10 protein-coding genes are annotated in these 14,651 nt (G+C 66.0%); 4 read left to right on the forward strand and 6 right to left on the reverse strand.

Annotated elements, in window-relative coordinates; genetic code table 11:
• Positions 1-21: 21 nt before the first annotated feature.
• The 6 genes from ACNA0R_RS16550 to ACNA0R_RS16575 form a co-directional block, all read right to left on the reverse strand.
• Positions 22-1,011 (reverse strand): Bug family tripartite tricarboxylate transporter substrate binding protein, encoded by a 990-nt coding sequence (locus ACNA0R_RS16550; RefSeq protein WP_415827132.1) that lies wholly within the window; start codon positions 1,009-1,011, stop codon positions 22-24.
• A gap of 12 nt (positions 1,012-1,023) precedes the next feature.
• Positions 1,024-2,025: a Bug family tripartite tricarboxylate transporter substrate binding protein gene (locus ACNA0R_RS16555; RefSeq protein WP_415827133.1), complete on the reverse strand. Its 1,002-nt coding sequence runs from the start codon at positions 2,023-2,025 to the stop codon at positions 1,024-1,026.
• A gap of 206 nt (positions 2,026-2,231) precedes the next feature.
• Entirely contained in the window at positions 2,232-3,467 is a 1,236-nt protein-coding gene (locus ACNA0R_RS16560; protein ID WP_415827134.1) for an NAD(P)/FAD-dependent oxidoreductase, read from the reverse strand.
• A gap of 4 nt (positions 3,468-3,471) precedes the next feature.
• On the reverse strand, positions 3,472-4,995 hold the full coding sequence (locus tag ACNA0R_RS16565; RefSeq protein WP_415827135.1) for an amidase: 1,524 nt from the start codon (positions 4,993-4,995) through the stop codon (positions 3,472-3,474).
• A gap of 11 nt (positions 4,996-5,006) precedes the next feature.
• Positions 5,007-5,993, reverse strand: a complete 987-nt coding sequence (locus tag ACNA0R_RS16570; RefSeq protein ID WP_415827136.1) for a Bug family tripartite tricarboxylate transporter substrate binding protein — start codon at positions 5,991-5,993, stop codon at positions 5,007-5,009.
• A 59-nt stretch (positions 5,994-6,052) separates the two neighbouring features.
• Complete coding sequence (locus ACNA0R_RS16575) at positions 6,053-7,393, reverse strand: D-serine ammonia-lyase (protein WP_415827326.1); 1,341 nt, start codon at positions 7,391-7,393, stop codon at positions 6,053-6,055.
• A 121-nt stretch (positions 7,394-7,514) separates the two neighbouring features.
• Between ACNA0R_RS16575 and ACNA0R_RS16580 the strand changes: the two genes are divergently transcribed.
• From ACNA0R_RS16580 to ACNA0R_RS16595, 4 genes are all read left to right on the forward strand, one after another.
• On the forward strand, positions 7,515-8,423 hold the full coding sequence (locus ACNA0R_RS16580; RefSeq protein ID WP_415827137.1) for a LysR family transcriptional regulator: 909 nt from the start codon (positions 7,515-7,517) through the stop codon (positions 8,421-8,423).
• A 154-nt stretch (positions 8,424-8,577) separates the two neighbouring features.
• Positions 8,578-10,344, forward strand: a complete 1,767-nt coding sequence (locus ACNA0R_RS16585) for a sensor domain-containing protein (RefSeq protein WP_415827138.1) — start codon at positions 8,578-8,580, stop codon at positions 10,342-10,344.
• Positions 10,345-10,687: 343 nt separating this feature from the next.
• On the forward strand, positions 10,688-11,257 hold the full coding sequence (locus ACNA0R_RS16590; RefSeq protein WP_415827139.1) for an HdeD family acid-resistance protein: 570 nt from the start codon (positions 10,688-10,690) through the stop codon (positions 11,255-11,257).
• 51 nt (positions 11,258-11,308) lie between these two features.
• Positions 11,309-13,984: an ATP-dependent Clp protease ATP-binding subunit gene (locus ACNA0R_RS16595; protein ID WP_415827140.1), complete on the forward strand. Its 2,676-nt coding sequence runs from the start codon at positions 11,309-11,311 to the stop codon at positions 13,982-13,984.
• Positions 13,985-14,651: the final 667 nt, after the last annotated feature.

Here is a 14,651-nt window from a genome sequence, read left to right on the forward strand (position 1 = left end):
ACAATCGCCTGGCACGCCGCCTTACTCCGGCTGGATGCGCGCCAGCTGCGCCACCTTGCCCCAATGCGCGCGGTCGGCGGCGACGATGGCATCGAAGTCCGCCAGCGTCACCCCGCTGGCCGTCGCCCCTTGCGCGGCGAAGTAGGCCGACATGTCTTTTTCCAGGACCACGTCATGCACCAGCCCGGCGATGCGCCGCGCGACCGCATCGGGCGTCCGTGCCGGCGTGAACAGGCCGAACCAGCCCACCGCTTCGAATTCCGGGAAGCCCTGTTCGGCCACGGTGGGCAGTTGCGGCAGCACCGCCAGGCGCTGCCTGGAGGTCACGGCCACGGCGCTCAGGTCGCCGCGTTCGATGTAGGGCAGGGAAGTCATCGCGACGTCCAGCATGAAGTCCACGTGGCCGGCCATCGTATCCGTCAGGGCTGGCCCGGATCCGCGATACGGCACATGGGTGACCGGGATATCCAGGGTGGCGCGCAAGGCTTCCGTCGCCAGGTGGTTGGACGAGCCCAGTCCGCTGGAACCATAGGTCAGGCCGCCAGCTTTCTTGCGGGCAGCGGCGATCAGCTGCTTCAAGTCATGGATACCCAGGTTCTTGTTCACGACCACGACGTTGGGGACCGAGGCGATCATGGCCAGCCCGCGGAAATCCTGCAGCGGGTCGTAGGGCAGGGTCTTGTACAGGAACGGCGCCACGGACTGGGTACTGACCGTGCCCAGGAATAGCGAGTAGCCGTCCGCCGGCTGGGACTTGGCATAAGCCGCGCCCAGCGTGCCGCCGGCGCCGGGCTTGTTCTCGACCACGAACGGCTGGTTGGTGAGTTGCCCCAGCCGCTGCGCGACCTTGCGGGCGACGATGTCGGTCGAGCCGCCCGCGGCGAAGGGGACGATGATACGGACGGGTCTATCGGGCCATGGGGCGGCGGAGCCCGCCGCGGACTGTGCATGGCTCGGCGGCAGAACGCAGAGCGCGGCGCCCGCCAACAGCAGCGTGATGGATTTTTTCATGGCGTTCCGGCCTCAATCGACCTGGATACCGGTCTTGGCGATGAAGGCGCCCCAGGTCTTCGCGTCCGCTTCCGCGCGCGCCCGCATCTGCTCCGCGCTGCCTTGCAGCGGCACGAAATACAGATCCTTCAGCTTCTTGTTGATGGCCGGATCGGCGATCGCCGCCTGGACCGCCGCGTTGAGTTTATCTACCACGGCCTTGTCCATGCCGGCCGGCCCCACGATGGCGAACCATCCCGGCATGGGCGGTACGTTGATGCCGGCTTCCTTCACGGTGGGCACGCCGGGCAGATCGCCCGCGCGCTTGTCGGCCAGCACGGCCAGCGGAACCACGTTGCCGGCCTGGATCTGCGGCAGGGCGGATCCCAGCACGCTGGTCATCAATTCCACCTGGCCGCCGATGACGGCGTTCAAGGCAGGGCCGGATCCCTTGTATGGAATGTGCTTCAACTGGATGCCGGCGCCGCTGGCGATCATCTCGGTGGACAGATGGGTGGAGTTGCCTGCCCCGGCGCTGGCGAAAGTGATGCCGCCCGGCGCGGCTTTGGCCGCGGCGATCAGCTGGGCCAGCGTTTTATAGGGCGCGTCCTTATTCGCGACCAGCACGAAAGGCGTGTCGACGACCGGCGCGACATAGGTGTAATCGCGCGCCGCGTCGTAAGGCAGCTGCTTGTACAGCCCGGGATTGAAGCTCATCTGCGATACGCCGGCCAGCAGCAGCGTATAGCCGTCGGCGGGCGCCTTGGCGACATAGGACATCGCCACGATGCCGTTGGCGCCGGCCCGGTTTTCCACCACCACGGAAGCGCCCAGCTCGCTGCCCATGCGTTCCCCCAGCAGGCGCGCCACGACGTCGCCGCCCGAGCCGGCCGATTGCGGCACGATGAGCCGGACGGGATGATCCGGGAAGGCGCCTGCCTGTGCGGAAGATGTCGCCAGCAGGGCGGACAAAGCGAATAGGGCTGCGACCGCCGGGAAGGCGCGCCGCGTGAGGGCCGGACGAAAAACGGACATTGAATTCCCCTGATTGATCGAGCGCCGCGCTGTTTATGACACCCGTATTGCGCAAGCGGGCTCCATCCTAGGGAAGGGAATGGCGCAGGACAAATATGGCTTTCCTATGCGGGCATAGGCGATTCCTCTGGCGGCGCGCGGCCGTTCCACGCGGCTGTTCCACCCGGCCGTTCCACGCGGCTGTTCCACGCGGCCTGTCCGTACGTCTAGGAAAACCGCGTGGCAAGGAACGGAGCCGGATCGACGAAGGGCTGTTCGCCCGCCATCATCTCCGCCACCAGGCGTCCGGTCACCGGCCCCAGCGTGAAGCCATGATGCGCGTGGCCGAAAGCGAACCAGAGGCCGTCGTGCCTGGATGCCGGGCCGATGACGGGCATCATGTCCGGCGTGCAGGGCCGGCATCCCATCCAGGGCGCCGGGTCCACGGGCCGTCCGAGCGGGAACATGCCGCGCGCCAGCGGTTCGACGGCGGCCAGCTGCAGCGGCGTGGGCGGCGCGTCGCGCGACGCGAACTCGGCGCCCGTGGTCAGGCGTATGCCGCGCGACATGGGCGTGATCAGGAAGCCGTTTTCCGCGTCCAGCACAGGGTGGTTCAGCTGCGCGCCACCCTCGGCCGTGAAATGCATGTGATAGCCGCGTTTGACCGCCAGCGGCAGCCGGTAGCCCAATTTCCTCGTCACCACGTCCGACCAGGGGCCGAGCGCGACGACCGCCGCGGGCGCTTCGACGGGACCCATATCGGTGTCCACCCGCCATCCGTCCCGCAGCGTCGCGGCGTTGCCGACCATGATGCGGCCACCCAAGGCTTCGAAGTGGCGCGCGTAGGCGGTCACCAGGGCATGCGGGTCGGACACCGACTGCGCCTCGGTATAGCGCAGGCCGCCCGCCAGGACGGGCTTGAGCGCGGGCTCCATGCGACGCAGGTCTTCGGCGTCCAGCGTTTCGAAGGCTACGCCGAACTCGTCCCGCCAGCGCTCGGCCACGCGGAACTCGGCATCGCGCAACGCCGCGCGGCGGAACACCTTGACCCAGCCGGATGGCCGGATCAACCCCTGCGCGCCGGCCGCCGTGGCCAGAACGCGATGTTCGGCGATGCAATGTTCGATCAGCGCGGCGTAGCGTGCCGCGATGGCCGCGTGCCGCGCCGGATGCGAGTTCCACCAATAGCGATAGAGGAAGGGCGCCTGCCTGGCAATCGCACCGAAGTGATAGCGCACGTCCGGCGCCCGATTGCCGGCATATTTCAGCAGGGCGCCCGGGTCGCGCGGAAAGGCATAGGGGTAAAAGCCCTCGGCCTGGATCAGACCGCCATTGCCGAAGGACGTCTCGTTGCCCGGCGTCTTGCGATCGATCAACGCCACGGCGCGTCCGCGCCGCTGCAGATGAATGGCCGCGCATACGCCGACTATCCCGGCGCCCAATACGATCGCATCGAACTTCATAGCGCTACACCGCCGATACGCTGCTTCCGGCGCCCGTGCCCTCGAACAGCGGCGGCGTGGTGACGATGGATCGCAATTCCGGCCGCGCCGGTCCCAGCCGCGCCAGGTCCGGCAGCGGCCGGCGCAGCGCCGCGATGGCGCCGAAGGCCTGCTCCATGGCCTGCGCCGCGCCCAGCAAGGCATGGTCCCCGCGAAAACGGCCCACGACCTGCAGGCCGAAAGGCATGCCGCGATGATCCAGCCCGCAGGGCAGGGTAATGGCCGGATGCGTGGTCAGGGTGATCACATAGGTCAGCGCCAGCCAGCGGTAATAGTTTTCCTGGCGTTCGCCGTTGATGGATTCCGCGTACAGCCGCGTCCACGGGAACGGCGACACGGGCGTGGTGGGCGACAGCACCAGATCGTAATCCTCGTACAGCCGCTGGAATCGCTTGATCAGCCGCGTCTGTTCGGCTTGCGCCCAGGCGCTGTCCTTCAGGCTCATCGCCGCGCCCAGCTCGTAGTTGGCGCGCGTGTTCGGCCCCAGGCTGTCCGGGTCTTTTTCATAGGCATCGCCCACGCCGGCGACGAAGGCCTCGGCGCGCAGCACGTCGAAGCAGCGATGCGCCTCGCCCATGTCGGGTTCGATCGGATCGCAGGCCGCGAACAGGTGGCGCATGGCGTCGATCTTTTCGCGGAAGACCGCCCGGATGCCGTCGTCGACCGCGCAGACGCCGAAGTCTTCGGTATAGGCGACGCGCAGCGTGCCGGGATCGACATGGTCGGGGCGCAGGAACGACAGAGGGTCCAGCGGATAGCTGAGCGGGTCTCCAGCGTGCATGCCTGCCGTGGCCGCCAGTTGCAGGCAGGCATCCGCGACCGTGCGGCCCATGGGACCGACGACGGAAATCGGTGTCCAGCCCAGCAGCTTGCGTACGCTGGGCGCCACGCCCGGCGACGGCCGGAAGCCCACCACGCCGCATTTGGCGGCTGGAATGCGCAGCGAACCGCCGGTGTCCGAACCCGTGCAGACCGGCAGCATGTCGCAGGCCAGCGCGGCCGCCGAGCCTCCCGAAGAGCCGCCCGCATTCAGGTTGGGATCGAAGGGATTGCCCGTCGCGCCCCACACGGTATTGCGCGAATTGGCGCCCGCGCCCATCTCCGGCACGTTGGTCTTGGCCGTCACGATGGCGCCCGCGCGCCGCAGCCGCGCCACCAGCTCCACATCCTGTTCGGGCACGTGGCCGCGGTAAATCGCCGAGCCATAGGTCGTCAGCAGGCCCGCGGTGGGCTCCAGGTCTTTCACGCCCAGGGGCAGGCCATGCAGCAGGCCCAGCGGCTCGCCCTGCAGGACGGCGCGTTCCGCCGCGCGCGCCTGGACGCGCGCCTGCTCGAACGCCGTCGCCGTAATGGCGTTGACCCATGGATTCACGGCCTCGATACGGTCGATGCAGGCTTGCAGCAGTTCGACCGGCGACACCTGGCGCGCGCCTATCAGGCGGCGCAACTCCACGGCGGGCAGTGAAACGAGAGAAGATAGGGAAGTCATGAATCGGGCCTTCAATCCGCCTTGATATTCGCCCGCTGGGCGATCTCCCGCATTTGCGGCAGTTCCTTGAGAATCAGCGCCTCGCCTTGCGCCGCGTCCTCGAACCCGGGTTCGAAGCCCTGGGCCAGCAGGTTCTTGCGCACGTCCGGATCGGCCACGACGTCGGCCAGGGCCTTGCCCAGCTTCGTCCGCACATCCGCGGGCAGGCCGCGCGGCGCGGCCACCATCAGCCAGGTATCCATGGCGACCTGCGGATATCCGGATTCGGAAAAGGTGGGGACGTCCGGCAGAAAGGCCGAGCGCTGCGGGCTGGACACGGCGATGGCCTTGACCTTGCCGCTCTTCAACTGCGGCAGCGCCGCCGCCACCGTGTCCACCGAGAACGGAATCTGGCCGCCGATCAGATCCGCCATCGCCGGCGCGCTGCCCTTGTAGGGAACGTGCGTCAGTTTGATGCCGGCCGCCGATGCGAAGGCCTCGCCGACAAAGTTGGCGGTCGTGCCGCTGCCGAAGGAACCATATGGCGTGCGTTCATGGTCGGGTTCCTTGACGTAAGCCAGGAACGACTTGACGTCGCTGACCGGGACCTTCGGATTCGCCAACAGGATCAAGCCGGTGCGCGCGACGATGCCGACGGGCTCGAAGCTCTTGACGGGGTCATAGGGCAGTTCGCGCCGTACCGCCGGATTGATGGTGAAGGTCGTGCCCGAAGTGACCAGCAGGGTATAGCCATCGGGCGCGGCGCGCGCCACGAAAGCCGCGCCGATGACGGTACCGGCGCCGGCGCGGTTCTCGACGATGACGCTTTGGCCCAGTTCTTTGCCCAGCGCCTGCGCGATGACCCGGCCACCCACGTCGGTGGCGCCGCCGGGCGGGAAGGGCACCACCAGGGTGACGGGACGCGCGGGATAACCGGTTTGCGCGGCGGCGGGCGCGCCGGTGGCAAGCAGGCAGGGCAGGGCCAGGCAGGCCGCGAGGGACAAGGAACGGACGTTCATGGCGGGATCCGTGAGGGAGTAGGGATGGTGGATAACAGGACGACTCGGAAAATACCGTCCTAGGTATAGGCCGCGCTTGACTTGCCGCGGCTCAGGAAACGATCGAATTCTTCCGGCGGCACGAAGCGTCCGCCGGTGGTCCATGCCAGATGCGTCGCGCCGGCCATGGCCGGCGCCAGCCCGCGGGCTCGCAGGTATTCCTGGCCGGCCGCCGACGCGAACAGGTGTTCCGGCCCGCTGAATCCCGCGGCGGCGGACGGCTCGATCCGCAGGCCTTCGCTGTCGTGCAGCCGCGCGAGATCGGCGAAGAGCCTGTCGTCCGCGACCGTATAGACGCCGTCCAGCCGGGTTTCCATCACGGCCGCCGCGAGCTCGGACGCGCGCGGCACGGCCAGCCCGTCCGCCTCGGTAAGGTTATCGAGGCCGACGTCGTAGACCGACGGCGCGGCGGGCGCATCCGGCAATTGACCCGAGCCGGCCATCATGCGAACCAGGAAGCAGGGCGATCGCGTCGGCTCGGCGAAAAAGCAATGGACGTGCGGGCCGAAGCTTTCCTTCAGGCCGAAGGCGATGCCGGCGGGCGCGCCCCCCACGCCACAAGGCAGATAGACAAAAAGCGGGTGCGCCGCGTCCACCACGATGCCCGCCGCCAGCAATTGCCCACGCAGATGCAGGGCCGCTGCCGCATACCCGAGGAATAGCGATGGCGAGCGCTCGTCATCGACGAAGTAGCCGTGCGGGTCGTCCCGCATCTCCGCCCGGCCGGCGGCGACGGCTTTTTCGTAATCGCCCGCATGCTCGACCACCGTCACGCCGCGCGCGCGCAACCGCGCCTTCTTCCATTCCTTGGCGTCGGCCGACATATGCACCGCGGCGCCAAAGCCCAGCGCCGATGCGATAACGCCGATCGCCAGCCCCAGGTTGCCGGTCGAACCGACGGCGATCCTATGGCTCGCGAAACAGTCCCGCGCCCTGGGCTCGGCCAGCACACGATAATCCTGTCCGGGCCGCAGCAAGCCTTCGCGCAAGGCCAGGGCCTCGGCGTATTCGAGTACTTCATGCAGCCCGCCGCGCGCCTTGATGGACCCCGCTACCGGCAGGTCATGATCGGCCTTGATCCAGAGCTTGCCCATATCCGCCGGCCAGCGCAGCGCCGCCTGCATGCCGTTGGCGCGCAGCAGCGGTGACTCGATCGTGCCCCGTACCGGCGCCAGCTCGGGAAACAGCATGGCCAGCAGCGGCGCGAAACGCTGGAAGCGCTCGTCGGCCTGGCGTACGTCCTCCAGCGTCCAGCGGCATGCATCCGCCCCCGCCGCGGCGGCGGGGCGGATCCAGAGCAGGGGTCGCGCGTCCTTGAGGGACTGGCGGGTCTGGTCGGCAAGCGCGTCACGGTCGGTCATCTGGCGGGCGGCGGAGCCGCAATGGTGGTGAAACATGGCAATGCTATGGGCGGACTCTGCCATGCAGCAATATCAAGGGTTAGAATCCTGCGTTGCCGTAAAAGCAATCCAGGGGCGATCCATGAACAACCACGTCCTGCAGGGCACCGCGCTGCGGTATTTCGTCGAAGTCGTGCGTGCCGGTTCCATCACGGAAGCGGCGGAACGCCTGGACGTGGCCCCATCGGCGGTCAGCCGGCAGATCGCCCGCCTGGAGCGGGAGCTGAACACGCTGCTGTTCGAGCGCCGGGCGCGCGGCATGGCGCTGAATGCGGCGGGCGAAGTCCTTGCCGCGCATGCCAGGCGCATGCAGCAGGATGTGGATCGCGTGACCGGGGACATCATGGCCCTGCGTGGCCTGCGCCACGGGAAAGTGCGCCTGGTCAGCACCGAAGGCTATGCCTATGACTTCATTCCGTCGCTGATCGCCGGCTTCCGCGAAGACTACGCAGGCATACGATTCTCGCTGGAAGTCTGTTCGCAGCAGGAGGTGCCGCGCCGCGTCCGTGACGGCGAGGCCGACATCGGATTGACGCTGAGCCTGACCTCGGAACGCGATATCCGCGTCGAGCTGCGCACACCGGCGCCCGTGTTGGCGGTGATGGCCCGCACACACCCGCTGGCTGGCAAGCGCACCTTATCGCTGTCGCAACTGGCGGCTTATCCCCTCGCGCTGCCGGGCCAGGATTCGACGCTGCGGCAACTGTTCGACATCAGCTGCAGCCGCCAGCAGCTGCGGTGCGAACCGGTCTTCGTCAGCCAGCATATCGACGCGTTGATCAGCTTCGCCGGCGCGGGCGGCGGCGTCGCATTCTGCGGCGAACTGCCCATCCGTGGGCGCCTGAATGACGGCGGCATCATCGCCATCCCGCTGCGCGACCGCGAGATGAACGAGCGGCACTTCGAAGTCCAGACGCTGGCGGGACGCATATTGCCGGAAGCGTGCAAGGCATTCCTCGCCCATGTCCGGGATGGGGTGCGTGGAAATTGAAGCCGCGTACAGGGGGCATCCTTCCAAAGGAAATACGCCGGACATAACGCCGTCCGCGAGCTCTTCCGTATGGAGCTCATCAATCAGCAACGCCACGTCGCCACACCAGCGACATGTTCGAGCGAGGTCAACGGCGATTAAAATACAGCGGTCCATGGTCGATGACTTTGGGTTTGATTTCGAACACAAGGCGCAAAAGATGGAACGACAGACTGCCTCTGGTCTTCCCCTACCGCCAGATGTCTGCGCCCGGCCGCCTGCATCGGCTTACCTTGGCGACATGCTTGATAGCCTGAGCGACGGATTCATGTCGATAGACAGATCATGGCGCTTTACCTATCTCAACAATACCGCCGAACGATATTTGCGGCAGGAGCGGAAAAACCTGCTCGGCCGCGACATATGGCAGTGCTACCCGGACCTGGTAGGCTCCGGTTACTACCGTATCTACCACGAGACGGCGGCAACTGGCGTCCCTGGGCGCCACACCGGCTATTACGCGCCGCTCGACTCGTGGTTCGAGGCTCGCTCATTTCGTCACGACGATGGCATTACCGTGCTCTTCCGTGACGTCACGCGCGAATACGAACACGCGGCACAGCTGGAATTTGAAGCCAGTCACGACTATCTGACCGGCTTGCCGAATCGGCGCAAGTGCATGGAAGCACTATCGCACGCGGTCGCCGTGTCGGCGTCGCCCGGCTGCCCGCATGGCGCCACCCTGGCCGTGCTGTTTATCGACCTGGACGATTTCAAGGGAGTGAACGATGCGTTCGGCCATGCTGTCGGCGATGAGCTGTTGCGCGGCTTCGCGAAAAGGCTATTGGCCATTCTCGAACCTTCTTTTTTCGCCGCGCGCGTCGGGGGCGACGAGTTCGTTCTCTTGCTCCGCAATACCACCGAGCGCGGCGCGGAAGCGTTCGCGCACTCGGTGTTCAACGTGCTCGCGGTGCCGTTCACGGCCTGTGGACGATCCATCTCCGTGTCGGCCAGCATCGGCATCGCGCTCCTGAGAAATGGAACGGAGTCAGCCGAGGCCTTGCTGAGCCATGCCGATACGGCCATGTATGCAGCGAAATCATCTGGCCGGTTCCAGGCGCGCATGTACGACGCGGCGCTCGACCGGGGCATGCGCGACCGCGTCGCCTTGCGCATCGATCTTCCCGAGGCATTCGCGGCGAACCAGTTCGAACTTCATTTCCAGCCTCAGATCGCATTCGCGGATGCTTCCCTGATCGGTGCCGAGGCGCTTCTGCGCTGGCGTCATCCCGAACGGGGTTTGCTGACTCCCTATGCATTCCTGGATGTATTGCTGGAGTCCCCCTATGAAGGCGCGCTCGCCGAATGGCTGATCAATGCAGTTTGCCGGCATATCAGTGCATGGCAACGGATGGGATTACCGGTACCGCGCATCAGCCTCAATCTGTCGCCGCGGCAACTTCTGAGCGTGGGGCTGATAGACAGGATTCTGCATATCGCGAGCGGCTACGGCGTTTCCCCCGCGATGCTGGATGTCGAGGTCACGGAAGACTCCCTGGTGAGCGATATCGAAAAGGCGACGTCGGTCCTTGCCGCGCTGAAACAGGCCGGCGTACATACATCGCTGGACGACTTCGGCGCTGGATACTCCAGTCTCAGCTACCTGGTCCGGCTGCATATCGACACGATCAAGATCGACAGGTCCTTCGTTCGGGCGCTGGTGGATTCAGAGAGGGCCTTGGCGGTCATCCGCGGCGTTGTCGGTCTCGCCCGTTCCTTGGGGATGAAAACCATCGCGGAAGGTGTCGAGTGCGCACGCGAGGCCGAAGAGCTGAAGGCGGCCGGCTGCGACGCGATCCAGGGCTATCTGATCAGCCGCCCGCTTGGTTCAGAGGCTTTTGCGGACTTTCTGCTGGGTCGCGCAAGCGCCCAAAAGGAATGACCGCTTCGGTCCGGCGGAAACCGGGCGGGCTGGACGCCCGGGCGGCACGCGGCACCCGGCTTCGCCACCATGCGAAGCGATCGTGTAGAAACAGAACGGAATTGGAAGCTTTGCTCATCGGCGGAAACACGGCCTTCGTCGCGGTCGACGCGGCCGCTCCGGGCGTGAAGGCTCTTGCGGCGTAATCCGCGGGATGGCTGGCAAGAGAAATGCTGCCCGGCCTCCGATGTCTTCCGACGCCATCCCGGCATAAGGCCTGGCGCGTTCCGCAACCCGCTACAAAGCACAAGCGCAGCCAGCGTCGCGCGCTTGCCCGAAAGAGCTGAACGACCGGAGAAAGGCTATGGCCCATCTGATGGAACAAGCATGGTGGATACTCATCGTGCGAGGCGTGGTCGGCATACTGTTCGGCGTCGTCGCACTCATGTGGCCGGCCCTGACTCTGTTGTTCCTTGTCGCCCTGTTTGCCGCGTATGCCCTGATCGGAGGTGTCGCCGCCGTCGTCGGCGTCTGGCGCGCGCGCAAGGCCCGTCATCCCATGGGCGACGGTTGGATGATTGTCCTGCTGGGGGTGGTGGCGATCGCCTCCGGCATCATCGCGCTGATCTGGCCCGCGATAACGGCGCTGGCCCTGGTCCTGATCATGGGCGTGAACGCGCTTGTCGCCGGTATCCTGGACATCTCGGTTGCCGTGCGACTCCGGCGGGTCATCCGCGGTGCCTGGACGCTGGTGCTGGCCGGCATCGTATCGATCATCTTTGGCGTGGGCGTTATCGCGTTTCCGGGCGCGGGCGCACTGGCGCTCATATGGCTCATCAGCCTCTACGCCATCGTCACGGGCATCCTGCTGCTGGCCATGGGTATCCAGGCTCGACGCAGCCGCCCCGCGGCCTACGATCACGCCGCGGCGTAACGCGCGGCGGACTGTACGCATAGTGGCCCTCGCGGTCACAGGAGAAGCGGAATGGAAGATCCTTATGCCGAACTCAGGGCCCGCATGCTAAGACAGCGGGGCAGGGCCATGTCCCCGCTGGAGATGCTTTTTCATGGTGGTCTGCTAGACCAGTTCTTCGACGACACCGCGCCCGCCGGCGCGCGCGGTGGCGGTCAGCGCCGCGCTCCCCCCGGCGCCATGCCGCGCCGCGAGGCGCGTTCGCGCGAGGAGGTCGACCTGACCTCCTTCCTGAACGAAAGTGCCAGGAAGGCGCTGCATGCGGCCGCGGAAAAGGCGGTGGGTTTCGGCAAGGATGAGGTGGACACCGAACACCTGCTGCTTGCGCTGGCCGACGATGAAATCATTCAGGCCATCCTGCGCGACCTGAAACTGTCGGTGGAGGACCTGAAGTCCGAAGTCCAGGAGAACGCCCCGCGCGGCAACCTGCGTCAGGAGGACGGCGAAATTCAGGTCGGCGTCTCGCCGCGCGCCAAGAGTGCGCTGCAACTGGCGTTCGTCGCTTCGCGCGAACTGGGCCACAGCTACATCGGTCCCGAACACCTGCTGATCGGCCTGGTCGAGGAAGAAGACGGCGCCGCCGGCGAAACCCTGCGCAGGCTGGGCCTGACGCCGCAATCGCTGCGCCAGAAAGTCGTCAAGCTGGTGGGCCAGGGCGCGGAAGAGGGCAAGCTCAAGGAGCGCAGCGCCACGCCCACGTTGGACAAGTTCGCGCGCGACCTGACCGCCCTCGCGCGGCAGGGCAAGCTGGACCCGGTCATCGGCCGGGCCGAGGAGATAGAAACGACGATCGAAGTCCTGGCCCGGCGCAAGAAGAACAACCCCGTGCTGATAGGAGAACCCGGCGTGGGCAAGACGGCCATTGTCGAAGGCCTGGCCCAGCGCATCGTGCAGGACCAGGTGCCGGAAGTCCTGCGCGGCAAACGCCTGGTGGAGCTCAATATCAATAGCATGGTGGCGGGATCGCGCTACCGCGGCGAATTCGAGGAACGCGTGCAGCAGCTGCTGGAAGAGGTCCTGGCCAACCAGCAGGACCTGATTCTTTTCATCGACGAACTGCATACCATCATGGGGGCGGGGCAGAGCGGGGGCGAAGGCGGCCTGGACATCGCCAACGTCTTCAAGCCCGCGCTGGCGCGCGGCGAATTGCACCTGATCGGCGCGACCACCTTCAACGAATACCAGAAGCACATCGAAAAGGACGCGGCCCTGGAGCGCCGCTTCCAGCCGGTGACCGTGCCGGAGCCCAGCCTGGACGAAACCATCGAGATCCTGCGCGGGCTGCGCGATCGCTTCGAGGCGCACCACAAGGTAAAGATCCTGGACGAGGCCATCGTCGCCGCGGCCAGGCTGGCCGACCGCTATATCACCAACCGCTTCCAGCCCGACAAGGCGCTGGACCTGATCGACCAGGCCGGGGCGCGCGTGCGAATTGGCGCCAGCTCGCGGCCCGCGGCGCTGCAGGAATCAGAGAACGCCATCCGGCGGCTGCGCCAGGAACAGGACGCGGCCGGCACGGCCAAGCAGTACGACAAGGCCAAACAGCTGGGCCAGCGCATCGACGAAGAGGAAAAACGGCTGAACGACGAAACCGCCAAGTGGAAGAAGCAGCGCGGCACGAGCACGCCACAGGTGACGGCCGAACATATCGCGCAGATCGTGGCATCGCTGACCGGAATCCCTGTATCGGAACTGACAACCCAGGACCGCGAAAAACTCCTGCAGCTGGAAGATCGCCTGCGGGAGCGCGTGGTCGGCCAGGACGAGGCCGTGCACGCCGTCAGCGAAGCCGTACGGCTGGCGCGCGCGGGCCTGAAAGAAGCCGGCAAGCCCACGGCCGCCTTTCTTTTCCTGGGCCCCACCGGCGTCGGCAAGACCGAGCTGGCCAAGGCGCTGGCGTCCACGGTCTACGGGCGCGAGGAAGCCCTGGTGCGCATCGACATGACCGAATACGGCGAACGCCATACCGTGGCTCGCCTGGTCGGCGCGCCTCCTGGCTATGTCGGCTATGACGAGGGCGGACAACTCACGGAGCGCGTACGCCGCCAGCCCTATTGCGTCGTGCTGCTGGACGAAATCGAGAAAGCGCACCCGGAGGTACACAACATCCTGCTGCAACTGTTCGATGAGGGAAGACTGACCGACGGCAAGGGAAGGGTGGTGGACTTCACCAACACCATCATCATCGCCACCAGCAATCTGGGCTCGGAAGTCATCCAGCGCAATCTGGGCGCCAACGAGCGCGACCAGCTTGATTATCCGACGCTGCGCGACCGGCTGATGGAGCTGTTGCGGCGCCACTTCCGGCCGGAATTCCTGAATCGCGTCGACGAAGTCGTGGTCTTTCATGCGCTGGATCGCCGGCATATCCGCGCCATCGTGGATTTGCAGCTGCGCCGCGTCGCCGACATGGCGTCCTTGCAAGGCGTGACGCTGACTTTCGATTCCACCGTCGCGGAGCACCTGGCCGAAGTGGGCTACGACCCCGAGTTCGGCGCGCGCATGCTTAAACGCAAAGTGCGCACCGAAGTCGAATCGAAACTGGCGACCGCGCTCCTGTCCGGCACGATTACGGCCGGCGCCTCCGCCAGGGTCTGGTACGACCCCCAAGCCCGCGAGGTGAAGCTGGAGGCCACGGACGGCAAGCCGGGGGACGGCGACGCCAATGCGGCAGCGAAAGCGCCGTGAACCCGGGCGATGTGCTTGAGGTGGCCGCGGATTACGGTGCCAATAACCGCATAATGTATATTATGTAAAGTAATGCCCAGGCATGTCCGTCACCGTGCGGTGGCGGACGCTATCGCCCGCCACGATCGACTGCGTCCGCTGGTCGAGCGTCCCAAGTCGTCCCGTGCCATCGCCATGGGATGGCACGGTCCTAGAACGCCCGCTTCAAAACCTTCTCCATGGAGCATTTTCCCGGCCAGGGTTGGCCAACCTCGGGGAATGTTTCCTTCACGGATAAATCCACCCGGCTGATCTGGTACGCGGGCCCGTTCCCGTACCGCGCATAAATGAAACTGACGGTCGACGCCGAAAAAGTGGCCGGGAGACGGTAAACAAAATTCGAGCCCGAGTCTTCGAATATGACGGACTGGTTCTGTTCATCGATGGTCACCTTGAAGGGGTACTTCCGGGTCGGCCTGTCGACTACGCACTCCAGATATACCGGCGCTACCGCGGCGACTAACATATTCATCTCCTAATGGTTTTTCGATCCAGGTCCTGGATCGGAGCTTGCAAGAGGTAATGACGCCCACCGTTGACGCAGCCGGCAATTCCAGCCAGCCGCGTAGCAACACTTACTTAGGTAGAGCGATGTTAGCCGAATTGGCCTGCCTGCCCGGCGCCGGTA

This window comes from Bordetella sputigena (assembly GCF_965137885.1).
In the GTDB taxonomy this organism is placed as follows: Bacteria; Pseudomonadota; Gammaproteobacteria; order Burkholderiales; family Burkholderiaceae_B; genus Bordetella_C; species Bordetella_C sputigena.